This window comes from Hydrogenophaga sp. PAMC20947, assembly GCF_004795855.1.
GTDB lineage: Bacteria > Pseudomonadota > Gammaproteobacteria > Burkholderiales > Burkholderiaceae_C > Hydrogenophaga.
In genome coordinates, this window is sequence record NZ_CP039252.1 from 2,567,777 (window position 1) to 2,585,390 (window position 17,614).

Here is a 17,614-nt window from a genome sequence, read left to right on the forward strand (position 1 = left end):
CCTTGAATAGTGGGCTGAGCCCATCGAAGAACCAACAAAAAAAGCGTCAACGGATCGCTGGCGCCCAGAAAACACCGAACCACGACGAGGCGTCGGTCCAATGGGTCGACGGGCCAAAGCCCGCGGCTTGCAGCAGCGCAGAGAAACGCTCGGGTGACCATTTCCATGAGTTTTCGGTGTGTATGCGATCGCCTGCGGCGAAATGGCGTTCGCCACCTGCCCAGCGCACGGTCTGATCCAGGCGGGCCTGCAGGTGCATCTCGATGCGTGACGCCTCTTGATTGAAGAACGCCAGGTGCGCCCACTGTTCAGGCCGGAAATCGGCGCCCAGCCAGCGGTTGACATTCAGCAGCAGGTTGCGGTTGAAGGCAGCCGTGACGCCCAAGGCATCGTCATAGGCGGGCTCCAGCACACCCAGCGGTTTGACCAAGTCGACCCCGATCAGCACCCCCCCGCCGGTACCGCCCGCCGCACACACCGCGTGCGCCTGACGCAGCAACGCCAAGGCTTCGGTAGGCGAAAAATTGCCAATGCTGGAACCTGGATAGAACGCTGTTCGTGGCGCCACAGACAGGCGCCGCTCTTCCAGCCAAGCGGTGGCTTGCTCAGGCAGTGCCAGCGATTGAGAAAAGTCCAGCCCGAGTCCCAACATCGGTATATCAGCGTGGCACTGCTGCAAGGCCCCAAGGGCCGCGCGCAAATAGTCCACCGAAATGTCCACGGCCACGTAGCCTCCAGGCTTCAGCACCGGAAACAACCCGGCCGCCTTGGCGCAACTGCCCGCCCCAAGGTCCACCAACACGCTGCCCTCGGGAATCCGGGCGGCCATGTCCGCCCCATGGGCCTGGAAGATGCTCGCCTCCGTGCGTGTCGGGTAATACTCCGGCAATTCGGTGATCGCGTCAAACAACCGCGAGCCCAGGGCATCGTACAAAAATTTGGGTGCGATCTGTGCAGCGGGCAGCCCCAGGCCCGCGGCCAATTCATCGCGAATGGCCTGGGCATCGTCGCGGTGGATCTGGATGAAAGCGGGCGCGGCAGGGTTTTTTGTGGGCATATCAACGGGACCAGGCAAACAGGACAAAACGCAACCCGGCCAGCGCCGGCCTGACGAAGGGCCAACGGAGCGAGGCACAAGTGCCGTGGTCAAGGCCTTCAACGGGGATTCATGCCTTGACCCAACAGGTTTAAAAAGGGTCCATCGTATGGGTCGAACCCGTCCTGGTTTTCTTACAGGGACATTCGCGAGTGGCCCCTCGAAACGCTGTGGGCCATTCTCGCGGTTTAATACGGGTTGGTCTGATGACCGCATCGACACCTTTGTGCCCGCTGTTGGTCAGCTTACCCACTGCTCCATCCCTCTTAACCGGATACCCCCATGATGAAATTTTCCCTCTCCACCTCTGTCCGCACACTCTTGACCTGCGCGGTATTGGGCCTGGGCACCCTGGCGCAAGCCCAGCAAGTTTTCCGCGTCACCGCCATCCCCGACGAGTCCCCCACCGAGCTGTCGCGCAAGGCAGAGCCGCTGATGAAGTACCTGGAGTCCAAGCTGGGCATGAAGGTGGAATTCACGCCGGTGACCGACTACGCAGCCTCTGTGGAAGCCCTGGCCAACAAAAAGGTCGACATGGCCTGGTTCGGCGGCTTCACATTTGTGCAGGCCAATGTGCGCTCTGGCGGCAAAATCATCCCGCTGGTGCAGCGCGCTGAAGACGAATCCTTCAAATCGGTGTTCATCACCAGCGACCCCGCCATCACCAAGCTGTCCGACCTCAAAGGCAAAGACGTGAGCTTTGGCTCGCAGTCGAGCACCTCGGGTCACCTGATGCCCCGCAGCTTCATCATGGAAGCTGGCCTCGATCCCGACAAGGATTTCAAACGCGTGGCCTTCAGCGGTGCACACGACGCGACCATTGCGGCCGTGGCTTCTGGCAAGGTTCAAGCTGGCGCACTGAACATCTCGGTCTGGAACAAATTCGTTGACGAAAAGAAAGTCGACACCAGCAAGGTGCGTGTGTTCTTCACCACCCCGCCTTACTACGACTACAACTGGTCGGTGCACGCCGATATGCCTGTGGCCACGCGCGAAAAGCTCGCCGCCGCTTTCCTGGCGCTGGACAAATCTACGCCTGAAGGCAAGGCCATTCTGGAGCTGCAACGCGCCTCCAAGTTTGTGCCCACCAAGGCCGACAACTACAAGGGCATTGAAGCCGCAGCCCGCGCCGCAGGCCTGCTGTAGTCGGGGTCTCTGCCCTTGAAGCTGCAACTTGAAGGCGTCGTCGCCAGCCATCCGGCTGCGCGACCCGACGCCCCGCCCGCCTTGCGCGGGTTGAGCCTGGTGATCGAACGCGGCGAACAGGTCGCCGTGATCGGTCCGTCGGGCGCCGGGAAAACCACGCTGCTGCAGGTACTCGCCTGTGCACTGCCGCCCACATCGGGCAGCGTTCGGCTGGACGGCACATCGCCTTGGGCCCTGCCCCGCCGAGCCTTGCAGCGCCTGCGCGGCCGCCTGTTGCTGGCGCCGCAAGTTCCACCATTGCCCCCGCGCCAGCGGGTGGTCACTGCGGTGCTCGCCGCCCGCCTGCCCGCCATGGGCTTGTGGGCCAGCTTGCGCTCCCTGTTCTATCCCACCGACATCGCCACCGCCTTTGAGGCGCTGGAGCGCTTTGATCTGGGCGACAAACTGTTCGACCGCGTGGACCGGCTGTCGGGCGGCGAACGCCAGCGAGTGGGTCTGGCCCGCGCCTTGGTGGCTCCCGCCGAGCTCTGGCTGGTCGATGAGCCGCTCTCGGCGCTCGACCCCACGCGCTCGCGCATGGCCATGGAAAGCCTCATCGAGGAAGCCCATGCGCGCGGCATCACTTTGGTCAGCACCTTGCATCAGGTTGACATGGCGCTGGCCTATTTTCCTCGCATCATTGGTCTGCGCGACGGACAGCTGGCCTTTGATCTGCCCGCAGCCGAGGTCTCTCGGGAACGCCTGGCACAGCTGTACGACCAGTTTGAACACGAGCTGCGCGGCGAAGGGGTTGTTGAGGTGCCCAGTATTCAGCCCCCCCAGCCGCTACCCGCGGTGATGCACTGCCGCTGAAGGCGGAAAGCCCCGCATGGCGACCGTCACCCTGAGCCCCCGAGCGGCACCGGCCCGAGATCCGGCCTGGCTATCACGCCTCTTCTGGAGCTTGGCGGCCCTGGTGCTGATGTGGCCGCTGCTGGTGGCCACCGAATTCAAACCCTGGCTGCTGTGGGAACCCGACAGCCTGCGGGTGAGCGGCAATTTTCTCGCCAGTTTCTGGCCGCTGGCGCATGGGCGCGAATTCCTGTGGCTCATGCTGGCGGAAACCTGGCGCACAGTGGCCATGGCCACCGCCGGCGTGACGTTGGCGTTGATCGTGGCCATTCCGCTCACCCTGATGTCGACCCGCACCCTCTCCATATCGGCCATCTCGGGGCGCATGGCACGTGGCCCCTTCTGGCTGCGCCAGCTCGTGCGCTGGTTGCTCATCGTCTTGCGCAGCGTGCCCGAGCTGGTATGGGCCCTGGTGTTCGTTCGCGTCGTGGGCCTGGGGCCCACGGCTGGTGTGCTGGCCATTGCCCTCACCTACGGTGGCATGCTGGGCAAGGTGTACGGCGAGATCCTGGAAAGTGGTGAAACCCACGCCACAGAAACCTTGCTGCGCAATGGTGCCGGCCGCCTTCAAGCGTTTTTCTACGGCCTGTTGCCCGCCAGCGCGGCCGAGCTCACCAGCTACACCGTGTACCGGTGGGAATGCGCCATCCGCTCTTCGGTGGTGCTCGGCTTTGTCGGCGCGGGCGGCCTGGGGCAACAGATGGACAACTCCATGAAGATGTTCAACGGCGGTGAAGTCGCCACCATGCTGCTCATTTTCATGGCGCTGGTGGCCCTCGCCGATCGTTTGAGCGCCTGGTTGCGGCAGTCACTGGGATGAAGGCTATCCCCCTGCGCCGCTTCGCCACTTCCCCCCTGAAAGGGGACCACACTTGTGGCCCGGCGGAGCCGGTTCCACGGCATGCGCTTGAAGGTACACGCGCTCCGGAGATGAGATGAAGACTTCGCCCAATCACCGCCAGGCACCGCCGCTGCCGCCGCCCATTTGGGACGCGCGCTGCAAGGCGTGCTGGTTCGCGGCCGGGCTGGTGGCGCTGGTGATCGCCAGCTTCTGGTCACTCGACCTGCAGTGGGGGCAGTTCCTGTCCCTGCAAGCGGCACGCGACATGGGCCGCTTCCTGGGTGAGTTCTTCCCGCCCAATGTCTCGCCCGACTTCCTGACCAAAGTGACCGTGGGGGCGTGGGAAACACTGGCCATGTCGGCGCTGGGCACGGTGCTGGCCGCCATCGCAGGGCTGGCACTGGCCCTGCCCGCCAGCCGCCTGGTGGCCGGCGACACGGCCTTCGCACGCACACCCACCCGCTGGCTGCTCAATGCCTTGCGCGCCATTCCCGAACTGGTCTGGGCCGCGCTGCTGCTGATCTCTGCCGGACTGGGGCCCTTTGCCGGCACACTGGCGCTGGCCCTGCACACCACGGGCGTGCTCGGCCGGCTGTTTGCCGAGGCGGTGGAAAATGCGCCCACTGGCCCCGGCGATGCCCTGCGCACCCAGGGCGTGAACCAGGGGCGCGTATTTCTCTACGCCACCTTGCCGCAGATCCTGCCGCAGCTGCTGAGCTACACGCTCTACCGCTGGGAAAACAACATCCGGGCGGCGGCCGTGTTGGGGGTGGTGGGTGCGGGCGGCCTGGGGCAGTTGCTGGCTTTCCACATGGGCCTGTTCCAGATGGGCAAGACAGCCACCGTTTTGGGCGCCATGTTCGTCCTCGTGGCCATCGTGGATGCCTCGAGCCACCTGTCGCGCCGACTGATCACACGCTAAGGCTTTTCACACGCTCGCTGCCACATGCCGTTACTCACCGTTTCTCAAGCCTGGGCCGTGCTGGCCGTCGCCATCCTCATGGAGGTGGGCGGCACCACCAGCATGCGACTGGCCGAGGGCTTTACCCGTTTGACCCCTTCGTTGATGATGGTGTTGTTTTACGCGGTGTCGTTCACCCTGAACACCATGGTGATCCGGGTGCTGGGCTTGAGCGTGACCTACGGCGTGTGGTCGGGCGTGGGCACGGTGCTCACCGCCATGATCGGCATCTATTACTTCAAAGAGCCGGCCACCGCCGTGAAGATGGTGAGCATCGGCCTCATCGTGATCGGCGTGATGGGCCTGCACTCGGCCACCCGTGTGGGCACCTGAAGCGTCTGCCCCTGAAAGCAGAGACATGGACCCCAACCAGATCTCCATAGACCTCTACCGCAACAAGGCCGCCGGCTACGACGCTTCGGCAGAGTTCACCATGCCGCTGCGCCGGCGCACCATTGCCCTCCTTCGGCTGCAGCCAGGCCAAACCGTGATCGACGTCGGCTCTGGCACCGGCCTGAGCTACGCCCTGTTGCGTGAAGGCGTGGGAGACACCGGGCAGGTGTGGGGCTTCGAGCAAAGCCCCGACATGTTTGCCATCGCGGAGCAGCGGCTGGCGCAGGAAGCCTGGCCCAACGTGTGGCATGCGAATCAGCCCGCCGAATCCGTGGTGCTCCCTGCCTGTGCCGATGCCGTGCTGTTCAACTACACCCACGACATCTGCCGCACGCCCGCCGCCGTGGCCAACGTTTTGCGGCAAGTGAAACCGGGCGGCCGGGTGGCCATGGCGGGCATCAAATTTTTCCCCTGGTGGACCGGACCACTGAACCTGCTGGCCTGGTTGAAGAACCGACCCTACAACGCCAAGGCGGCCGACCTCTGGGCGCCCTGGAGCCATGTCAGCGCCCAGTGCAGCGAATTCGAGTGGCACAGCACGCAGTGGGGCATGGGCTACATCGCCAGTGGCATCAAACGCAAGGAGCTTTCATGACCTCCCCTTCATCCAGACCCGTGCAGGCCCATCTGCTCGCCACCGAATTCGCCGCCGTGCGCTCACAAACGCTGGCGCTGGCCGCCCCCTTGTCAGAGGCCGATTGCCAGCCGCAGTCCATGCCCGACACCAGCCCCACCAAGTGGCACCTGGCCCACGTCACCTGGTTTTTCGAGACCTTCATCCTCGAGCGCTTCGAGCCCCAGTTCGAGCCGTTCAATCCGGCCTTCCGGGTGCTGTTCAACAGCTACTACCAAACCGTGGGCGAGCAGCACCCGCGGCCCCAGCGTGGCCTGATCACACGCCCCGACCTCGCCGAGGTGAAAGCCTATCGGGCCGACGTGGACCGGCGCATGGTGAGCCTGCTCCAGGGCTCGGTGGATACCGATCTGGCCGAGCTGCTCACACTGGGACTGCACCACGAGCAGCAACACCAGGAGTTGCTGCTCACCGACATCAAACACCTGCTGGCGCAGAACCCGTTACAGCCTGTCTACAGCGCACACTGGCCGTTGTGCAGCGTGACCAGCGTGCCCCTGACCTGGGTGGCTTTTGAGGGCGGCGTGGTGGACAACGGACATGCGGGCGAAGGCTTCGCGTTCGACAACGAGTCGCCGCGCCACAACGTCTTGCTCCAACCCTATGCCCTGAGCAACCGCCTCGTCACCCATGGCGAATGGGTCGAGTTCATGCAAAGCGGTGGTTACCAGGATCCGCGCTGGTGGATGTCGGCCGGCTGGGAGTGGGTGCAAAGCCAGCGCATCGCTGCACCGCTGTACTGGCTCGCCGACGGCGCCGGTGGCTGGACCACCTTCACCCTGCACGGCCGGGCACCTGTTGACCCCCACACGCCCGTGTGCCATGTGAACTGGTTTGAGGCCGACGCCTACGCCCGCTGGCGTGCTGTCCGCGACCAGTTGCCCATCCGCCTGCCCACGGAGGCCGAATGGGAACATGCTGCGCAATCCCCGGGAGCCGACTGGCACATCCCCGGCAACTTCCAGGACAACCGCGCCTTGCATCCCCTGCCCCTCACCCGCCATCAAGCCGGCCAGCTGCAGCAAATGGGCGGCGATGTCTGGGAGTGGACCGCCAGCAGCTACCTGCCCTACCCCGGCTACCGCGCCTGGGCGGGCGCCGTGGGCGAATACAACGGTAAATTCATGGTCAACCAGATGGTGCTGCGCGGCGGTTCCTGTGCCACACCCCGGTCACACATCCGCACCAGCTACCGCAACTTCTTTCCCACCGATGCCCGCTGGCAGTTCAGTGGGGTGCGCCTGGCCCGCGACGCTTGATCGGCCCCACCAACGGGCGCTGAACCCGCAAAAATCCGCCGACGCCCATGACCACATGGGTACGCAGGCCTTGTCGCGCAGGATACGCCGCACTCGCCCATGGACTGCCAGACTGCGGCCATGAACACCGAGACCACGCCACCCACCGCGCTGCGCCTGTACGGCGCTGACATCAGCTATTTCAGCGCCAAGGTGCGCGCCTACCTGCGCTGGAAAGGCCTGGCGTTTGAAGAGGTGAGCGCCAACCGCACCGTGTACCAGCAGGTCATCATTCCCCACATCGGCTTCCCCGTGATTCCCGTGGTGCACACGCCAGAAGGCGAATGGCTGCAAGACACCACCGACATCATCGACGCGCTGGAAGCCCGCCACCCAGAGCCCGGCTTGCGGCCACCCGGCGCGGTGCAGCATCTGGTGGCCCGCCTGTTTGAGTTGCTGGGTGATGAATGGCTGCTGCTGCCGGCCATGCACTACCGCTGGCACCACAACCGCGAATGGGCCTTGCAGGCTTTTGGCGCACTAGCCATGCCCGAGGCCACCGAAGCCGAGCAGCGCAGCGTGGGGGAACGCATTGCGGCCCCGTTTGCGCAAGCCGCCGAACTGCTGGGCGCAGAGCCCGCCATGCATGAGGCCGTGGAACAGGCTTACCTGGGCCTGCTCCACGAGCTGAACACCCACTTCACCCAGCACAACTTCGTTTTGGGCGAACACGCATCGGTGGCCGATTTTGGCCTGTACGGCCCGCTGTACGCACACCTCTACCGCGACCCCGCCAGTGGTGCCCTCATGAAGCGCGTGGCGCCAGCGGTGGTTCGCTGGATCGAGCGACTGGGCACGGCCCGCAGCCAACCGCCAGGGGCATGGCCAGCCGACGACACGCTGCCAGAAACCTTGCTGCCCCTGCTCGCACGCCAGATGCACGAGCAAATGCCCGACCTGGCGGAAAGCGCTGCCCACCTGCAGCGCTGGCTGGCCGAACACCCTGGTGAGCCTGTGCCCCGGGTCATCGGAAAACACCGGTTCGAGCTGGAAGGTCAAACCGGGCAGCGAATCACCCGCCCATATGCCCTGTGGATGCTGCAACGTGCGCGCGACGCCTACTTGGCCACCGAGGGCGAAGACCGCCTGCGGGCCGATCTGCTGCTGGCCCAGGTGGGCGGCGAGGCGTTTCAGACGCTGATCGATCCACCGCCACTGCGCCGGGAAGGCCTGAGCGTGGCGCTGGCCTGAACACACCACCGGGGTGCGCGACCCAGGTGTGTTGTTCGGGGTGTGCTACGCGGCGTGCAGGGCGACCAGCCGGTCCGCCTGGGCCAGCGTATCGCGGTACCCCGCCCCAATCGCCCGCTCCCGGAATTCGCGCGACAGACTGACCCAGTAACCAAAGTCGGGCTTGAGCAGCACATCGGCCAGCACACCGTCCACATCCACCAGCGCTTGCTTGCGCAAATCGCTTTCGCGGTACCGCTCTGCCCCCGGTGGCGCGGACGCCAGATGCGCCGTGGCATCGACTGCCAGCACCTTCTGCGCGCCAAGCGCCCGGGCCAGCCGCACCGGCAAAGGCATGCTCCAGTCGGGATCCACGTACCGTTCCCCCCGGATGCGCACCGGTGCAAACTGCCCCTCGATCGCGGCAGACGCCTGCACGGCCAGCCCCAGATCCCCTGCGGTGAACGCCATGGGCACACCATCGCGCTGGCGTTGAGCCACGCAGGCCATGGGCACCGCCAGATCCTCCAGCAAACGCACCGGCGTGTGCTCCTGCATCAGATCGGCCACCCCCGAGCCGCTCAACCGTTCAGGTGTCCCGACCGCCCAGCGGGCCAGGCTCCAGGGTTGAAGATCCAGGGCCAGGGTTTCAAGATCCTGCGCGCTGAGCCCGGCGGCCAGCAAGCTGCCCACCGCCGCGCCTGCTGAAGCGCCCACGATGAGATCGGGCTTGAGCCCCAGCTCAACCAGCGCCTTGATCACGCCCACATGCACAAACCCCCGCGGGCCTCCCGAGCTGAACACCCAGGCCACTCGAGGCGCGCGAGTCAATGGCAGGGCGCGGGGTGCGTTCGGTCCGATGTGATCCTGATCGGGGTTGAGCGTGCAACCACTGAGCACACTGGTGGCCGCCGCAGCGCCCGCCGCTCCCGCCACATGGAGCCAGGTGCGACGACTCAGCATGAAGGGCCCAGCCGGTTCAGGGCTGTTTGGCCTTGGCCGCCGCCACGGCTTGCGCCAATTCCTCACCGGTTTTGTAATGGGGCACGCGGAACACCAGGCGCTTGGCACGCTGCACGAAACTGTTGCCGCCCTTGACCTCTTCGGCCCAGTATTTTTGGGCCAACGCCACATTGCGGGCTTCGTCGAGCTCAAAGGCATCTTTGCTGCCCTGCCCGCCAAATATATAGAGCTTGCCGTCGATCATCTTCCAGGTGTCCGCATCGCCCCCCCAAGGGATGGCGTAGACCAGTCCATCCGCACAGTACCCCCCGAACTGGGGCAGAAACGCCTCGGGCGACTGGTCAAATCGGGCCTGCCGCTCGGCATTCGAAAAATGGAAAGTCACACCTTCGTACGTGCTCTTGAACTGCGGCAAGCCTTGCTCATAGCGCCCATCCGAAAAATAGGCCACCACATCGGCCCCCTTGAGCATCACACGCGCATCGGGCGCTATCTCGACCGCGTTGACGGGCTTGAGCGCCGAATTGGGGTTTTGCGCCGACATGGCACCACAGCCCGCCAGCCCCAGCACGGCAGCAGACAACGACACAGCGAAGGCTGCGCGGGAAAAAATGGGAGGGCGGGTGGGGGTTGGGGTCATGGGTTCACCTGTGCGGTTGAAGGAACTTCCCGTCCGCCGGAGCCAGACGAAAGCACAGGGGTGTGACCGGCCTGGGCCGGAGAGGTTCCAGGAGATGCCTCCATCAGTGGCTCCGCGTAGGGCGCCGTCCAGCCGAGCAAGGCGCTGGCCAGTTCGCAGCGTTCTTGCAAGTCGGCCGCATCGCGGCCGCCCAGGTGGATGATCCCGAACCGGTAGCTGCCCAGCCATTTGAAATCGCGCGCGATTGAACCGGCCGATTTCGGATAGGGAAAGAGCAGCCCATCGGGAAACGCCGACAACATCGCCTGGCGCTGTGCCTGCGTGGGCAGCGTGACCGCATCCCCAGGGTCAAACGCCCGGTACACAAAGCTGGCGGCCATGCCCGCGCTGGGAGCCTGCCGCGGCACATTGGCCGGGTCACGCCCATGCGCCAGCGCCAGCGCCAGCGCGTGCATGTCCACCCCCAGCACACGCTGGTACAGATCAGAATACTGCGAAGCCATGCGCGGGTTGAACTCGATCACCGCAAGCCGGTCACTAGCGGCGTCGTAAAAAAACTCCATATTGAACAGGCCATGGTTGAACCCCACCGCCTGCAGAAAACGGCGTGCCACATCCTGCGCGCGGACCTGCACCGCAGCGGGCAGACGCGAAGGCGCCTCGTGGCGCATGAAAGCCTGGGTACGGGGAAACATGATGGCGTCGACCACCCCGATCGCGTGGATCTCGCCGTTGAACACATAGCCGTCCAGGTTGAATTGATCCGCCTGCACCGGCTCTTCCAGCAGCATCCGATGGGCACTGGGCACACCAGGCCCGAGTCGTTCCCGAACCATGCGTTCGAACGGCTCAACCAACCGGCGGATCACCCACAACTCCCAGCGGCCGAAGCGCGTGTGGCGGTGCAGCTCTTCGTGGCTCTCAACCCGTTTCGCCAGTACCGAAAACGCCGCCTTGATGGGCTTCACAAACAAGGGGTATGTCAGGCCCTCAGGGATTGGTGCGCCGTATTCAGCGTCCAGCAACTGAAAGCGCACATTCGCCTCGGGCGCCACCTGCTCCAGCACCTGGCGCGCGTACAGCTTGTGCTGGCACGCCAGGATCGCTTTCACGGGCGTCCCCGGCCAGCCCATGCGCTCGGCCAGCAAGGCAGCAGCCAGCGCCCCAAACTGCTCCTGGTTCGAGGTCACGCCCGTCCAGCCTTTTCGCTTCGCTTGGCGCGCCAGCCCATCCACAAAACGGGCCATGTCAAACCAGGCCAGGCGCGCATTGCTGGGAAATGAAAACAGATCAAAGCCGTCTTCGTCAAATTCCAGGCCCTGAGTGCGGGCCAGCCGCTGGTGGGCGATGGCGTCCCAGTCGTGGTTAAAAAGCACCAAGGTGCGTTGAGGTAGTGTCATAGGCATGGGGGTTGGCGAAGCAGACAGCGCGCCTCAGCGGCTCGCATCAAACGAATCCATTTCACCCCATTGTCTTACACGAAACGGATACTCAGGGCAGTACCAGACGCAACAGCTCACCATTGCGCTCATCGGTCAACAAATAGATGTAGCCATCGGGGCCCTGCCGCACATCCCGCACCCGCTGTTTCAGGTCGGTCAACAGCTTTTCTTCCCGCACGACCTTTGACCCTTTGAGGGTCAGGTGTGCCAGGTAGCGGAACTTGAGTGAGCCGACGAGCAAGCTACCCACCCAATCGGGTCCGTAGCGCGTGCTGGTCACAAAAGCCATGCCCGAGGGCGCGATAGAGGGTGTCCAGTGGTGAATCGGCTGCTCAAGCCCTGGCTGCGCAGTGAGCCCTTCGCCAATGGCTCCGCCGCCATAGTTTTCACCATAGGTGATCACGGGCCAGCCGTAGTTCTTTCCCTTCTCGGGGCGGTTGAGTTCGTCGCCGCCCTGGGGCCCATGCTCCAGCGTCCACAGATGCCCATCGGGGCCCAGCGTCGCGCCTTGCAGGTTGCGATGCCCCAGGCTCCAGATCTCTGGCAAAGCGTCGGTTCGTTGGCTGAACGGGTTGTCGTTGGGCACGCTGCCATCTTTGCCAATGCGCACCACCTTGCCGTGGTGGTTGTCCAGCGTCTGCGCATCGGCCATGCGCGAGAAGCGGTCCCCCAGGGTCAAAAACAAGTGGCCATCACCCGTGTCCACGATGCGGCAGCCAAAGTGGGCCCGGCTGCCGAATTTCGGACGCTGGCTGAACAAGACCTGCACCTGTTCCAGCCGAGTCGCATCATCTGAGAGCCGGGCGGCGGCCAGCGCGGTGGAGTTGCCCTGCTGCCCCGGGCCTGCGGGCTCGGCATAGCAAAAATACAGCTTGCGGTTGCGTGCGAAATCGCGATCGGTGATCACATCCAGCAGTCCGCCCTGGCCCACCGCGTCCACCTTGGGCAATCCGCCCAAGGGCGCGCCCACCTGGCCATCGGCCTGCACCACGCGAATGCGCCCCGGGCGCTCGGTGACCAGCATGCGCCCATCGCCGATGAACGCGAGGCCCCAAGGGTTCTGCAAACCCGTGGCCACCACCTCGGTACGCAGGTCGTCGCCTGCCCAAACAGTCGCGCAGCCCAGCAACGCCAGCGCCACCATCAGCCGCGGTCGCACAAACCATCGCATCGCGCTCATAACGGTTCTCCTAACCAAAAGGACGCACGCCAAACCAGGCCGCATGCAACCACAAGACGATCGCCACATACACAGCAAGGCCCCCTACCACAGCGATGGCGTCATTGAAGCCACTCGCTGGCAAAGCCGGCACCGCTCGAAGCCCCCCAGCCGCCGCGCGGCGCTTGAGCGAAATGCGATCGGCCACCGCCCAGACCAGGAAGCCACCAAAGAGCAGGACATCGGCGAGCGAGCCCCCCGTGACCGACTGGGCCAACAGGTGGGCCAACGCCCACAGCTTGACGGCGAGCAACATTGGATGCTTGGCCGCGCGCTGGATGCGCCCGGGCAAGTAGGCGGCAAAGAGCAGCACAAACACCGGCAGCATCAACAGCGCCGCCAGATGGCGAAAGCCGCCCGGCATGGCGTAAAGCATCACCGGCGCTTCGCGCGACAAACCATAGCCCCACACGATCAGGACAAAGCCGGCCAGCGCGACCAACGAATACACGCCTTTGTAGGCCATTTCACCCATCCGCTTCGCCAGCCGGTCGCGCCCGTCGGGCGAAACAATGGAGACACAGTGAATACCCAGAAACAACACCAAACCCAAGATCAAGATCGCCATGCGTTAGCCCTTTGCATACGGTGGAGCCCTTCCTGTCCGAGTGGAAAGGGCCTGTGCCAGCACTGTAGCGCGCCAGCGGCCTACCCGGTGCAGCGACCCCACAAAGCCATTCGGACTGGGGCAAGGTGCAACGCCAGGCGCCTGCGCGGCAGAAGGCATCGAAGCGAAACGCGTCAAAACCGAGGATCGTGTGGTGTTGCCGACAAATCCAGGGTGGGCCCCAGGGCGCAGGATGCGGTCCGCAGGAGACCGATTTGTCGCGCGCCGCAGCCGATCGTCCTTCTGCCGCGCAGGCGCCCAAGGGCATGCGCCGTGTCGCTCACGCGCACCACACCCTCGGTCTTTTCCCTGCATGATGACACCTCTATTCCGACACGAGAAGCGACTGCAATGCGCCAAACTTCTGCATCCCAACAACTCAGCGCCATTGGCGCCACCGTGTTCGAGCGCGGCTGGCTCTCGTCCAACAACGTCCTGATCCAGGGCCATGGCCCTACTGCCTTGGTCGACAGCGGCTACAGCAGCCACGCCCCACTCACCCTCGCTCTGGTACAAGAAGCCTTGTCGGGCCGTCCGCTGAATCTGCTGCTCAACACCCATTTGCACAGCGACCATTGCGGTGGCAACGCCTTGCTGCAGGCCACCTACCCCGCGCTGTTGACCCATATCCCGCCCGGCCATGCCGAGGCCGTGTCGCAATGGGACGCCGAGACCCTCACCTACACCCCCACCGGCCAGAACTGTCCGCGGTTCGTTCACCAGGGCCTGTTGAATCCGGGCGATGCGATCCAGCTGGGCAGCCACACCTGGGAAGTCCACGGCGCCAAAGGACACGACCCGCATTCGATCGTCCTGTTTCAACGCGAAGCGGGTGTGCTGATTTCGGCCGATGCTCTCTGGGGCAACGGATTTGGCGTGGTGTTTCCCGAACTCGAAGGCGTAGAAGCATTTGAGGAGGTGGGCGAAACGCTGGATGTGATCGAAGCGCTCCAGCCCCGCACCGTGATCCCCGGTCACGGCCCCGTGTTTCAGGATGTGCCCGAAGCACTCGCCCGCGCGCGCAGCCGGCTGGCACAGTTCATGGATTCCCCGGAAAAGCACCGGCGCTACGCCTTGAAAGTGTTGGTGAAGTTCAAGCTGCTCGAATGGCAGGCCACCACCAAGACCGAATTGCTCGCCTGGGGCCGCCAAACCCCCTACCTCAGGCAATTCATGCCCTCCCAGAGCAGCATCGAGGGCGATCAGGCGTGGCTCACCAACCTGCTCAACGACCTCGCCCGCAGCGGTTCACTGCGCGTCGAGGGCGATCAGGTCATCAACCTCTGAAGTCCTGAGCGCTTGAACGCTTGAATGACAACTAGGCCAGCAAAGCGGCCAGACCACCAGGGGCATCAAAGCGCCCACGGCGAAACATCAGCCGCGTAGGCCCAGGCCACGGTGACACAGGCTGGCTGTGAGCGGGGTCCCCGGGATAACAAATCACCCGCTCGCCATCTTCATCAAACGGCTCCGGCTCAATCGTGACCGGCGCGTGAGCCCTGGCCCAGGCCAGCACCGACGCGACAGAGCCGAACCGCGCCAGATGGGCCAGGCTCATGATCTGAGGCGGCGCCAGATCGATCTCGCCCGCCCAGGCACGCTCCAAGGCCCGCTGAGGGGTGAGCCAGACCGTTTCGGTCGCTTCCCGCTCGCAGTGCTGCGCCACCTGATGTTCCGGCGCGACCGCGACAAAAAACCGGGTATCGAACCGTTTGCTCATCATCGAAGGCACCCGCGGCGTCACCCAGCGCGACCAGGGCAGCAAGCCCGAAGTCGGCCAGGGGCTGCCCAGTGCCTGCAAAGCCCCCAGGAAATCCAGCCTCTCGCCAGCCATCAGCCGGCGCAGCTGGTCAGCCGCGCCACCCGCCAACGAAAAAGGCGCGCCCAGCACCAGCCCGCTTTCTTCGAAAGTCTCGCGCAAGGCCGCCGCATACAAGCCCAGCGCCATGCCGTCCGGCAAGGTGGGCTCATTCAGTGCCAGCCGACACGCATCCGGTGTGGTGTCCGACCACACCGCGCCCAGACCCTGATCGGCCGCATCGACCTTGCCGCCAGGAAACACATGCGCCCCGCCCAGCACACCCGAATCTGCATGGCGTCCCATCATCAGGACTTCCATGCCGTTTGCGTTTGCAGAGCCGCTGTTACCTTCCCGCAGAAGCATCACCGTGGCCGAAGCGATGGGAGGGGTGTCGACAATCTGAGAGTTGATTTCAATGGCCATGATGCGATTCTCGGTGCTAGAACGTCGATTCAGCGGCACATCCGCGACCCCACAAACAAAACGCCGGCGCACTCAGGGTAAAATGCTCCCTGCGCTAATCTGGAGACTTGGGTGAGCGGTTTAAACCAGCAGTCTTGAAAACTGCCGACTCGCAAGGGTCCGTGAGTTCGAATCTCACAGTCTCCGCCAAGATTCTAGGTTTTATGCGGCCTCCAGGCCGATTTATTTAACCTACCCACGTTTTTACCCACGTGATGAATCAAGAAAGGCCCACTACTTTGCAGCAGTGGGCTTTTTTCTTTTTTCAGGCTTCGTCGCAATGCGATTGACACAGCAACCGCTCTGACCGGCATCAGACCGCCTACCTGATGAGCCCCGACATCAGCGCTCGGTGCACCAATTGTGGTCACATAGAGGCGTGGCCGTCGAGCGACGATTGACTTACCAAAATGGGGCTGAAGGCGAACTGGCGTCGCATGTCGAATCGCGGGGCGCCGCAGATCTTTCTGCAGCTTTTGGCCTGTGCGTCGCCAATTTCTAGATACACCTGTTAGGGTCACACGTGCCTATACAATTTTTCTATGGGGCTTCTATTTCGCCGTAGTCAAATATTGGAAGAGCAAATGATCAAGCAATTTTTCACACTGAAATTGTTGATGGCAGTCATCTCCGCACTTCCATTGGCGACAAGTGCAGCTGGCGTCGAAGACTCACTGCCCGCGAATGAGCTGCTAATTGGAGAGAACTTCGAACGCGGCATAAATCAAGATCCTAGTGCCCGAACGTACATGCTGGAGTTCTCCGATCCAAAGTTCCTATCGCACACGTCGAAACTCCGGAAGGTTTGGGGCCGCGCCAAGGTTCTTGATGGCGAGACACTGGTTGTCCGCGGAGAGAAAATTCACCTTCGCGGCATCAAGGCACCAGACATATCGGAAACATGCAAAGAGAGAGTGCTCGACATTCAGTTTGACGCTGGGGCCTATTCACTACAGCGCCTAAAAAGGTTGGCGGCTAACAGCAAGGCGGTCATTTGCTACGTTGAAAACATGGAGGGAAATCCGGGAACTTGCTTCATATGGGGTTTGCCGGGCCCGATCAATTTAGCCCGCCTTCAGGTACGAAGTGGGGCTGCATGGGCGTCCCCGGTTGGGTCAAGCACCTACGCTAGAGACGAGGACTTTGCCTCAGGAAACCTCAATCCTAGCGAGAAGAACATTTGGCACACAGAATGCAGGCGTCCAAGCAATTAGACTTAGGCGCCCCTCGCTTTCCTACTCCATTTCCAACCCACTGAGTGCGTTGAGCCATTGAAAAAACTCGGGAAGGGTCGATACCTATGTACATCACTACACGCTTCGCCGCACTCACGATTGTCGCTGCCTGTGCATCTAACTCTGCCGCACAGACGCTTGAGAAGGCCTACATTCTTGCCGAGCCGCTTCAGTATTCGAATCAAGGGAATTTTCGTGGCTGTGGTCTGAATCTAAAGCTCCTTCAGGAAAGCGAATCCAAGAGCCGCGACTACGTTACGCTGTCAGTAAATTTTTGGATGGACTCCCCGACGTCCGCACTTGTAAAGACAGCGCTTAGCAGGGCCACCATAGGAGTGGCCCCATCGTCGGAGCCGCAACCGCTTGAAACAAGCTGGGCTCGCGTCAAAGGAGCAGAACCGCTGATCCCGGAGAAGTCAATGCGCGGTGAGGATCAGGCCCTCCTGACAACAGTCGAGCTTTCTGCAGCGGTTGACTTCGTCACAACCGTTATGCAAGGCTCCAAGGAGATCCAAGTAGGGTTCCGACAACCGAGAGCAAAGTACGAACGAATTTTCTACGGCACTCCAAACGTCGAGCAAGAGTCCAAGAAGCTTCTTGAGTCATGCTTTGGTGAGTTTGTTAGTCGTCTCGGTAATTCTCCAAAATGAAACCGGATCATCTAATGCACCCACAAAACGAGTACTTGTTCACCCTGCTTTAAGCAACATATAAATCGTGGCGTCCTTGTGCATCCATACTCGGATGCACTTCTCGCAGCTGATACTTTCCAATCCTCAGGGGAAGATAGGCCTGTACGCTAGCTCAACTGACCA

At 63.1% G+C, this 17,614-nt stretch carries 18 protein-coding genes and 1 tRNA gene; 12 read left to right on the plus strand and 7 right to left on the minus strand.

The features are described from left to right. Window positions 1-46 precede the first annotated feature (46 nt). A complete protein-coding gene (gene egtD, locus E5678_RS11555; RefSeq protein ID WP_136178667.1) occupies window positions 47-1,057 on the minus strand; it encodes an L-histidine N(alpha)-methyltransferase in 1,011 nt (336 codons plus the stop codon). A 324-nt stretch (window positions 1,058-1,381) separates the two neighbouring features. On the opposite strand from egtD, the gene E5678_RS11560 reads away from it, so the two are divergent. The 8 genes from E5678_RS11560 to E5678_RS11595 all read left to right on the plus strand — a co-directional run bounded on the left by E5678_RS11560 (window position 1,382) and on the right by E5678_RS11595 (window position 8,451). Further along, on the plus strand, window positions 1,382-2,242 hold the full coding sequence (locus E5678_RS11560; protein WP_136180740.1) for a putative selenate ABC transporter substrate-binding protein: 861 nt from the start codon (window positions 1,382-1,384) through the stop codon (window positions 2,240-2,242). 15 nt (window positions 2,243-2,257) lie between these two features. Further along, window positions 2,258-3,094, plus strand: coding sequence for an ATP-binding cassette domain-containing protein (locus E5678_RS11565; RefSeq protein ID WP_136178668.1), 837 nt, complete (start codon window positions 2,258-2,260; stop codon window positions 3,092-3,094). Window positions 3,095-3,110: 16 nt separating this feature from the next. Next, the gene (locus tag E5678_RS11570; protein WP_136178669.1) at window positions 3,111-3,953 is read left to right on the plus strand and encodes an ABC transporter permease; all 843 of its coding nucleotides are present in this window, start codon (window positions 3,111-3,113) and stop codon (window positions 3,951-3,953) included. 115 nt (window positions 3,954-4,068) lie between these two features. After that, window positions 4,069-4,896, plus strand: a complete 828-nt coding sequence (gene phnE / locus E5678_RS11575) for a phosphonate ABC transporter, permease protein PhnE (RefSeq protein ID WP_136178670.1) — start codon at window positions 4,069-4,071, stop codon at window positions 4,894-4,896. 24 nt (window positions 4,897-4,920) lie between these two features. Continuing rightward, window positions 4,921-5,268: a multidrug efflux SMR transporter gene (locus tag E5678_RS11580; protein ID WP_136178671.1), complete on the plus strand. Its 348-nt coding sequence runs from the start codon at window positions 4,921-4,923 to the stop codon at window positions 5,266-5,268. Window positions 5,269-5,293: 25 nt separating this feature from the next. After that, entirely contained in the window at window positions 5,294-5,923 is a 630-nt protein-coding gene (locus tag E5678_RS11585; protein WP_136178672.1) for a methyltransferase domain-containing protein, read from the plus strand. Next, window positions 5,920-7,221 carry an ergothioneine biosynthesis protein EgtB gene (gene egtB, locus E5678_RS11590; protein WP_136178673.1) on the plus strand — a complete coding sequence of 434 codons (1,302 nt, stop codon included), beginning with the start codon at window positions 5,920-5,922 and terminating at the stop codon, window positions 7,219-7,221. The genes E5678_RS11585 and egtB overlap by 4 nt, the downstream gene beginning before the upstream one ends. A gap of 120 nt (window positions 7,222-7,341) precedes the next feature. Beyond that, window positions 7,342-8,451, plus strand: a complete 1,110-nt coding sequence (locus E5678_RS11595; protein ID WP_168708549.1) for a glutathione S-transferase — start codon at window positions 7,342-7,344, stop codon at window positions 8,449-8,451. 45 nt (window positions 8,452-8,496) lie between these two features. On the opposite strand, the gene E5678_RS11600 is transcribed toward E5678_RS11595, so the two are convergent. The 5 genes from E5678_RS11600 to E5678_RS11620 all read right to left on the minus strand — a co-directional run bounded on the left by E5678_RS11600 (window position 8,497) and on the right by E5678_RS11620 (window position 13,262). Further along, window positions 8,497-9,393 (minus strand): patatin-like phospholipase family protein, encoded by an 897-nt coding sequence (locus E5678_RS11600; protein WP_136178675.1) that lies wholly within the window; start codon window positions 9,391-9,393, stop codon window positions 8,497-8,499. Between the two features lie 16 nt (window positions 9,394-9,409). Beyond that, entirely contained in the window at window positions 9,410-10,033 is a 624-nt protein-coding gene (locus E5678_RS11605) for a YHS domain-containing (seleno)protein (protein ID WP_136178676.1), read from the minus strand. Next, window positions 10,030-11,439, minus strand: a complete 1,410-nt coding sequence (locus E5678_RS11610; RefSeq protein WP_247596755.1) for an ATP-grasp domain-containing protein — start codon at window positions 11,437-11,439, stop codon at window positions 10,030-10,032. The genes E5678_RS11605 and E5678_RS11610 overlap by 4 nt, the downstream gene beginning before the upstream one ends. An 85-nt stretch (window positions 11,440-11,524) precedes the next feature. Next, on the minus strand, window positions 11,525-12,619 hold the full coding sequence (locus E5678_RS11615; RefSeq protein WP_247597025.1) for a PQQ-dependent sugar dehydrogenase: 1,095 nt from the start codon (window positions 12,617-12,619) through the stop codon (window positions 11,525-11,527). A 46-nt stretch (window positions 12,620-12,665) separates the two neighbouring features. Then, window positions 12,666-13,262, minus strand: a complete 597-nt coding sequence (locus E5678_RS11620) for an NnrU family protein (RefSeq protein ID WP_136178677.1) — start codon at window positions 13,260-13,262, stop codon at window positions 12,666-12,668. Window positions 13,263-13,652: 390 nt separating this feature from the next. Here E5678_RS11620 and E5678_RS11625 point away from each other — a divergent pair, with 390 nt between their 5' ends. Further along, window positions 13,653-14,588, plus strand: coding sequence for an MBL fold metallo-hydrolase (locus E5678_RS11625; protein WP_136178678.1), 936 nt, complete (start codon window positions 13,653-13,655; stop codon window positions 14,586-14,588). 31 nt (window positions 14,589-14,619) lie between these two features. Here E5678_RS11625 and E5678_RS11630 read toward each other — a convergent pair whose 3' ends face one another. Continuing rightward, window positions 14,620-15,525: an NUDIX hydrolase gene (locus tag E5678_RS11630; RefSeq protein ID WP_247596756.1), complete on the minus strand. Its 906-nt coding sequence runs from the start codon at window positions 15,523-15,525 to the stop codon at window positions 14,620-14,622. Between the two features lie 101 nt (window positions 15,526-15,626). Here E5678_RS11630 and E5678_RS11635 point away from each other — a divergent pair. The 3 genes from E5678_RS11635 to E5678_RS11645 all read left to right on the plus strand — a co-directional run bounded on the left by E5678_RS11635 (window position 15,627) and on the right by E5678_RS11645 (window position 17,449). Further along, window positions 15,627-15,714, plus strand: a tRNA-Ser gene (locus E5678_RS11635). 434 nt (window positions 15,715-16,148) lie between these two features. After that, window positions 16,149-16,778 carry a hypothetical protein gene (locus E5678_RS11640; protein WP_136178679.1) on the plus strand — a complete coding sequence of 210 codons (630 nt, stop codon included), beginning with the start codon at window positions 16,149-16,151 and terminating at the stop codon, window positions 16,776-16,778. Window positions 16,779-16,864: 86 nt separating this feature from the next. Further along, a complete protein-coding gene (locus E5678_RS11645) occupies window positions 16,865-17,449 on the plus strand; it encodes a hypothetical protein (protein ID WP_136178680.1) in 585 nt (194 codons plus the stop codon). The last annotated feature ends 165 nt before the right edge of the window (window positions 17,450-17,614 follow it).